Raw genomic sequence first — 6330 nt, 5'->3', positions numbered from 1 at the left:
AGCTGCTCCAGTCGTCCGACTATAATGTCGAAAAGGCGCAGCGCGGCATCGTCTATATCGACGAAATCGACAAGATCAGCCGCAAGGCAGAGAATCCCTCGATCACCCGCGACGTGTCGGGCGAAGGCGTGCAGCAGGCGCTGCTGAAGCTGATGGAGGGCACCACCGCCAGCGTTCCGCCGCAGGGCGGCCGCAAACATCCGCAGCAGGAGTTCCTGCAGGTCGATACGACGAACATATTGTTCATCGCGGGCGGCGCGTTCAGCGGCCTTGAAAAGATCATCGGCGACCGCTTGCAGGGCAAGTCGATCGGTTTCGGCGCGCATGTCGCCGGCCCCGACGAACGGCGCAGCGGCGAAGTGCTGAAGCAGATCGAACCCGAAGACCTGTTGAAGTTCGGCCTGATCCCCGAATTTGTCGGCCGTCTGCCGGTCATCGCGACGCTCGAGGATCTCGACGTCGACGCGCTGGTCAAGATCCTGGGCGAGCCGAAGAATGCGCTGGTCAAACAATATAAGAAATTGTTCGACCTGGAAGAGGTGGCGCTGACCTTTACCGACGATGCGTTGGTCGCGGTCGCCAAAAAGGCGATCGAACGCAAGACCGGCGCGCGCGGGCTGCGCTCGATCGTCGAAGCGATCCTGCTCGACACGATGTTCGACCTGCCCGACCTGACCGACGTGGTCGAGATCGTCGTCGACAAGGACGTCGTCGAAGGCCGCAAGGACCCGGTCCGCGTCTATGCCGACAAGGCAAAGGAAGCCGCGGGCGACGCCGCCTGAGTCGCACATGGGGCGCCCTGCGGGGCGCCCTTTTTATGTTGCATTGCAGCAACAGTTTCCGGAAAAAACGCATCCGTGCCTGTAGATAAAATTGGGCGACTGACGGAAATTAGCGGTTTTCCGCGTCCCGCCTGAATGGCGAGCCGCTCTTCGCTTGCACTGTCACAATTGCTGTCACAATCGTGCCACATGCGGGCTTCAGGGGCGCTCGCAGGTCGAGCGCGCCCCATTTGCGCGCCCGCCGACTGCACCACCAAAGGGGACATCCTGTAATGAAATTCCGTCACACGCTTGCCGCCAGCGTCGCGCTGATTCCGGTCGCGCTGCTTTCCACGCCGGCCTTTGCCCAGTCGACCGGCTCGGTCGATTTCGACGATGAAATCGTCGTCACCGGCGTTACCGCGCGCGATGTCGCGGGCATCCAGACGCCCGACACGTCGAAGGCCAAGCTCGTCCTCGGCCAGGAAGTGATCTCGCGCCAGAACCCCGGCCAGACGATCCTCGACACGATCAACATGGTCCCCGGCGTCAACTTCACCAACAACGACGCCTATGGCTCGTCGGGCGGCCAGCTGACCATCCGCGGCTTTTCGGCCGACCGCATCAGCCTGACCTTCGACGGCGTGCCGCTCAACGATTCGGGAAACTATGCCATTTACTCGAACCAGCAGCTCGACCCCGAGCTGATCGAACAGGTCAATGTGAACCTTGGTTCGACCGACGTCGACAGCCCGACCGCCGCGGCGACCGGATCGACCGTCAACTATCGCACGATCACGCCCAGCGAAGAATTCGGCGTCAACCTGTCGGGTTCGGCCGGCGAGTTCAAATTCTTCCGCGTCTTCGGCCTGGTCAACACCGGCGTCTTCACGCCGTTCGGCACCCGCGCCTTCCTGTCGGCGTCGAGCACCTCGAACGACAACCCGTTCAACAATTATGGCCGCGTGAACAAGAAGCAGTTCAATGGCCGCATCTATCAGCCGATCGGCGCCGACGGCGACTTCGTCTCGGTCGCGGGCCACTATAACGAAAACCGCAACAATTTCTTCGGTTCGGTGGCACTGCGCAACGACCGTACGGTCCCGTCGGGTTTCCCGCAGTCGAACGACGAGCGCGAATATGACATCAACTATCCGTGCAACACCACCGCGACCGTCACGCCGGGTGCCGCTGACTCGGCTTCGAGCTGCGGCACCGAATTCGACCGCCGTTACAACCCGTCGAACACGGGCAACATCCGCGGTGCGTCGAAGTTCACGCTGAGCGAAGGCCTGGTCCTGACCGTCGACCCCAGCTATCAATATGTGAAGGCCAATGGCGGCGGCACGGTCAATGCGCGTGAACGCCTGGTCGACATCGCGCCCGGCGCCGCCGTGTCGAACGTCGCGGGCTATGTCGGCGGCCGTCCCTATTACGGCTTCGACCTGAACGGCGACGGCGACCTGCTCGACGAAGTTGCGGTGCTGGCCCCCAGCCAGACCCAGACGCATCGTTACGGCGTTATCGCCAACCTGCGCTGGGACGTCGCCGAAGGTCACACCGTCCGCTTCAGCTACACCTTTGACCGCGCCCGCCATCGGCAGACCGGCCAGGTGATGCCGATCCAGTTCAACGGCGAACCGTTCGACGTGTTCCCCGTGAACGACCCCGACGTCGACATCACCGGCGCCGTGCTCCAGAAGCGCGACCGCCTGTCCTACGCGATGCTGAACCAGGTTGCGGGCGAATATCGCGGCGAATTCGCCGACGGCCGCCTGATCACGACGCTCGGCATCCGCGCGCCGTTCTTCAAGCGCGACCTCAACAATTATTGCTTCACGACCAGCGATTCGGGCTTCGTCGACTGCTTTGGCAAGGGCGATCCGCGCAACACGACCTATGCCACCCTCAACCCGACGGTTCAGGGCCCGCAGCAGCGCGTGCTGAAGTATGACGACATCCTTCCGAACATCGGCCTGCTTTTCAAGCCGAGCAGCCAGATGTCGATCTTCGCCAACTACTCGAAGGGTCTGCAAGTTCCGGGCACCGATGCCCTTTACAATGCCTTCTTCTTCGCCCCGACGACCGAATCGGCGCGTCCGGCCCCGGAAACCTCGGACAACTTCGACCTGGGCTTCCGTTACCGCACGGGTCAGGTGCAGGCCCAGATTTCGGGCTGGTTCACCAAATATAACGACCGTCTGGCTTCGGCTTATGACCCGGTCACCGAACGCAACGTCTATCGCAACCTTGGCCGCGTCGACAAATATGGCATCGACGGCAGCGTCACCTGGCGCCCGCTCGACGCCCTGGTCCTCAACGCCTTCGGTTCGTGGATGAAGTCCGAAATCAAGGACAACATCCAGTCGGGTGAATGCGCCGTGGTCAACGCAGCCATCGGTTGCACCGCGGTCGGCGATCCGCTGTTCGTGGCGACCGCCGGCAAGCGTGAAGGCGGCGCACCCGAATACAGCTTCGGCGGCACCGCGCGCGGCACGCTGGGCCCGGTCGAACTGGGCATCACCGCCAAGCGCACCGGCGGCCGGTTCATCTATGACACGAACCTGCCGATCTATGGCGGCACCGCCGCGGTCCCGACCATCCTTTATCCGGCGAAAACCAACGCCTATTGGCTGGTCAACCTCGACGCCCGTCTGAACCTGGAATTCCTGGGTCTGAACGACAAGACCTTCTTCCAGCTCAACGTCTACAACCTGTTCGACGACCTGTATGTCGGCAGCTACACGTCGGGCCTGAACCAGGGCAACGTGCTGGGCGACGGTGTGTTCACCGGCAACCCGGGTTCGGTTCCCTTTGCCCAGATCGGCGCCCCGCGCACGATCAGCGGCACGCTGTCGGTCGCTTTCTAAGCGATCCCGACGGACAGAAATGGGGCGCGGGAGGCAACTCCCGCGCCCTTTTCTTTGGGCGGATAACGAGCGATTGCGGACATTGTTTCTTCGTCATCCCGGACTTGATCCGGGATCCATCACGGTGCTGAAGTCATGGGCCCCGGATCAAGTCCGGGGTGACGAGAGAGCGGAACGGACGGCCGCTGCCCACCCCAAAGCCGACGCGGCGCGGCAGCTACGGCGGTCAGCGCGCGGCGATGCGGCGGGCGGTGTCCTGGACCAGCGCGATCATGTTGGGGACGCCCTGCGTCCGGTTCGACGAGAGCTGGCGCGTCAGGTCGAAGGGGGCGAGCGCCGCGGCGATGTCCATCTCCGCCACCTCGGCCGCCGACCGATCCTGCACCGCGGCAAGGACGAGGGCGACGATGCCTTTGGTGATCGCGGCATTGCTGTCGGCCAGGAAATGGAGCTGGCCGTCTTCGCGCGGCACCGGATAGACCCAGACGCTGGCCGAACAGCCGCGCACCAGCGTCGCGTCGGTCTTCAGCGCGTCGGGCATCGGATCGAGCGCCCGCCCCAGATCGATCAGCAAGCGATAGCGATCGTCGCCGTCGAGAAAATCATATTCGTCGAAGATGTCGGAGAGGCTGCGCATGGCCGCGCCCCCTTACATAGATGGCGCCAAGTTGGAAGGGGCCTGAAAACAACACCGGAAACAACACCGGAAACAACACCGGCCCGCTCCCCTGTCAGCCGCCGGACGGATGGCGGCTGACAGGGGAGCGGGCCGGTGCCGCGACGACGAAGGGAAGGATTAGAGGTCGACCCCCGCGGCGATGGCTTCGAGCTTGCGCAGCCGTTCCTTGAGGTCGGCGATCTCGATCCGCGACCCGGCGTGCGGGACGCCCGGATCCTGTGCCATCGCGCCATGCCCGGCCGCCAGTTCCTCGCGCTTGAGCTGTATCCAGTCGCGCCAGCCGCGCAGCGCAACCAGGCTGATGATGCTCAGCCCAGCAAGCGCGACGGCGGCGGCGGTGAAGTCGGGGGTGATGAAAGCCATGAGCGTCGCTCCTTTTCCGGCGTTCAGATTTTGCTGCTGTCGCGCAGCTTCTCGATTTCCTGGTCGAGCGTGACAGCGCGATTATTGTCGGTGGCGATGCGTTCGAGCACCTGGATGCGGTCCTTCAGCGCGCGAATTTCGGCCTGAAGCGCCTTGGTCTCGCCATTGTCAGTGGTGACGACATAGTCGCCGCCCTTATGATCGCGGCGGATGCCGTGCTTGGCGCGAACGATGCTGCCGATGGTGACGATCAGGACGATGCCGACAACCATTTCAAACGGGCCCATGGGGAGGTTCCTTTCCGTATGTCTTTGTTTTAGTTCAGCGGGGCGTCGCGCAGCTTTTCGATCTCGTCGGCGACATCAATTCCCTTGTCGGTAACGATGCGCTCGAGAACGCGGACGCGTGCCTCCAGCCGTTCGGTTTGCGCCGCATATTGCGCGGCCTTTTCGGCGGTTTCGTGGGTGATCGCCTTCAGCTGGCGTTCCTTGAACTTCAGGTGCCGTTCGTATGCGGCATAGCCGATGCCGAGCGTGACCGGCAGCCCGACGACGATGAAGAGGATGACGATCGCTTCCATCTTTTCCTCCTCAGTTCGACGGGCGCCGCAGCGCCTCGATCTCGTGGCTCAGCCGGTGGCCTTCATCGGTGACGATGCGTTCGATCACCGCGAGGCGATCCTTCACCGAACCCAGTTCGGCGCGCAGCTGGGCATTTTCCTGGCTGATCAGCTTGACGCGTTCCATCGCTTCGTCGCTGGTCTTGGGATAGACCGCCTTGCCCCAGCTGTTTTCGAGCGGATAGCCGTTCTTGACGCGCAGCCAGGTGGTGAAAACCCATCCGCCGACCCCGGCCAGGCCGACAATCGCGGCGACGGGGGCGATGGTGTTCAGGACATCCAGATTCATTATCGTCTATCCTCTCAGCGCAGGCGGTCGATCTGGCTGGCGAGTTGTGCCGCCTGACCGTTGTTTTCGGTCGCGATGCGTTCGAGCACCGAAATCCGCTCTTCCAGTCGGCTGACCTGCCCCGCCAGCTTGGCGTTGTCATCGGTCAGCAGGGCGATTTTTCGATCAGCGTCGGGGTCGGTTCGATGAACCGTGCCGCCCCATTCATTCTCAACGGGATAGCCGTGCTTGGCCCGTATCCATGTGGTGAACATCCAGCCGCCGATCGACAGTGCGATGATGGCGAGGACAAAGGTGGTTCCACCGAAATTCATTCCAAGTCTCCCTGTTGCCCGGTCCCGCCCGGACCGTGTGCGCGTGCGCCGATTTACCGGAGCGCGTCGATCTCGTCGGCGAGGCGGCGGTTGTGGCTGGTGTAATATTGTTCGATGTCGGCAAGCCGGCGGTCGATGTCGCGAAAGCGCGAGCGGATGTCGCGGGTCGACGCGCTGGGGTTCGAGCGGACGCCCTGCCAGAATTTCGCTTCCTCGTTCGAGCCATAGAGCGCGAAGGGTTTGGGCGTTCCCATCCAGGCGACCATCCAATAGGCGATCAGCGTCCAGGGGAAGCCGCCCATCAGGGTGAGGAGCACCGCCCCGACGCGCACCCAGAGGACATCGACACCGCTATAGTCCGCGATACCCGAACAGACACCGCTCCATTTCGCATTCTGCTTGTCGAGATAGAATTTCGTGCGGCTGGCAGACATC

Annotated in this window: 9 protein-coding genes; 2 read left to right on the top strand and 7 right to left on the bottom strand. The window is 63.0% G+C overall.

Annotation, left to right across the window (positions count from 1 at the left end):
• The coding region (clpX, locus tag A3E77_RS02605) for an ATP-dependent Clp protease ATP-binding subunit ClpX (protein ID WP_293643345.1) at nt 1-782 on the top strand (782 nt) is incomplete at its 5' end.
• A gap of 272 nt (nt 783-1054) precedes the next feature.
• On the top strand, nt 1055-3631 hold the full coding sequence (locus A3E77_RS02600; protein WP_293643344.1) for a TonB-dependent receptor: 2577 nt from the start codon (nt 1055-1057) through the stop codon (nt 3629-3631).
• Nucleotides 3632-3857: 226 nt separating this feature from the next.
• Here the strand turns inward: A3E77_RS02600 and A3E77_RS02595 are convergent, their stop codons facing one another.
• The 7 genes from A3E77_RS02595 to pspC all read right to left on the bottom strand — a co-directional run bounded on the left by A3E77_RS02595 (nt 3858) and on the right by pspC (nt 6329).
• Complete coding sequence (locus tag A3E77_RS02595; protein WP_293643343.1) at nt 3858-4268, bottom strand: SufE family protein; 411 nt, start codon at nt 4266-4268, stop codon at nt 3858-3860.
• A gap of 159 nt (nt 4269-4427) precedes the next feature.
• Entirely contained in the window at nt 4428-4673 is a 246-nt protein-coding gene (locus A3E77_RS02590) for a hypothetical protein (RefSeq protein WP_293643342.1), read from the bottom strand.
• Between the two features lie 23 nt (nt 4674-4696).
• Nucleotides 4697-4960, bottom strand: a complete 264-nt coding sequence (locus tag A3E77_RS02585) for a hypothetical protein (RefSeq protein ID WP_293643341.1) — start codon at nt 4958-4960, stop codon at nt 4697-4699.
• A 29-nt stretch (nt 4961-4989) separates the two neighbouring features.
• Nucleotides 4990-5253 (bottom strand): hypothetical protein, encoded by a 264-nt coding sequence (locus A3E77_RS02580; RefSeq protein ID WP_293643340.1) that lies wholly within the window; start codon nt 5251-5253, stop codon nt 4990-4992.
• 10 nt (nt 5254-5263) lie between these two features.
• On the bottom strand, nt 5264-5581 hold the full coding sequence (locus tag A3E77_RS02575; RefSeq protein ID WP_293643339.1) for a hypothetical protein: 318 nt from the start codon (nt 5579-5581) through the stop codon (nt 5264-5266).
• A 14-nt stretch (nt 5582-5595) separates the two neighbouring features.
• Complete coding sequence (locus A3E77_RS02570; protein WP_293643338.1) at nt 5596-5895, bottom strand: hypothetical protein; 300 nt, start codon at nt 5893-5895, stop codon at nt 5596-5598.
• 53 nt (nt 5896-5948) lie between these two features.
• A complete protein-coding gene (gene pspC / locus A3E77_RS02565; RefSeq protein WP_293643337.1) occupies nt 5949-6329 on the bottom strand; it encodes an envelope stress response membrane protein PspC in 381 nt (126 codons plus the stop codon).
• Nucleotide 6330 lies beyond the last annotated feature (1 nt).

This window comes from Sphingopyxis sp. RIFCSPHIGHO2_12_FULL_65_19, from assembly GCF_001830555.1.
Lineage (GTDB): Bacteria > Pseudomonadota > Alphaproteobacteria > Sphingomonadales > Sphingomonadaceae > Sphingopyxis.
This window is presented reverse-complemented; position numbering and strand designations above follow the sequence as displayed.

Coding starts and splice junctions, on each gene's coding strand:
- A3E77_RS02580 (WP_293643340.1), bottom strand. CDS start 5,253: ATGGAAGCGATCGTCATCCTCTTCATCGTCGTCGGGCTGCCGGTCACG.
- A3E77_RS02585 (WP_293643341.1), bottom strand. CDS start 4,960: ATGGGCCCGTTTGAAATGGTTGTCGGCATCGTCCTGATCGTCACCATC.
- pspC (WP_293643337.1), bottom strand. CDS start 6,329: ATGTCTGCCAGCCGCACGAAATTCTATCTCGACAAGCAGAATGCGAAA.
- A3E77_RS02595 (WP_293643343.1), bottom strand. CDS start 4,268: ATGCGCAGCCTCTCCGACATCTTCGACGAATATGATTTTCTCGACGGC.
- A3E77_RS02575 (WP_293643339.1), bottom strand. CDS start 5,581: ATGAATCTGGATGTCCTGAACACCATCGCCCCCGTCGCCGCGATTGTC.
- A3E77_RS02570 (WP_293643338.1), bottom strand. CDS start 5,895: ATGAATTTCGGTGGAACCACCTTTGTCCTCGCCATCATCGCACTGTCG.
- A3E77_RS02590 (WP_293643342.1), bottom strand. CDS start 4,673: ATGGCTTTCATCACCCCCGACTTCACCGCCGCCGCCGTCGCGCTTGCT.
- A3E77_RS02600 (WP_293643344.1), top strand. CDS start 1,055: ATGAAATTCCGTCACACGCTTGCCGCCAGCGTCGCGCTGATTCCGGTC.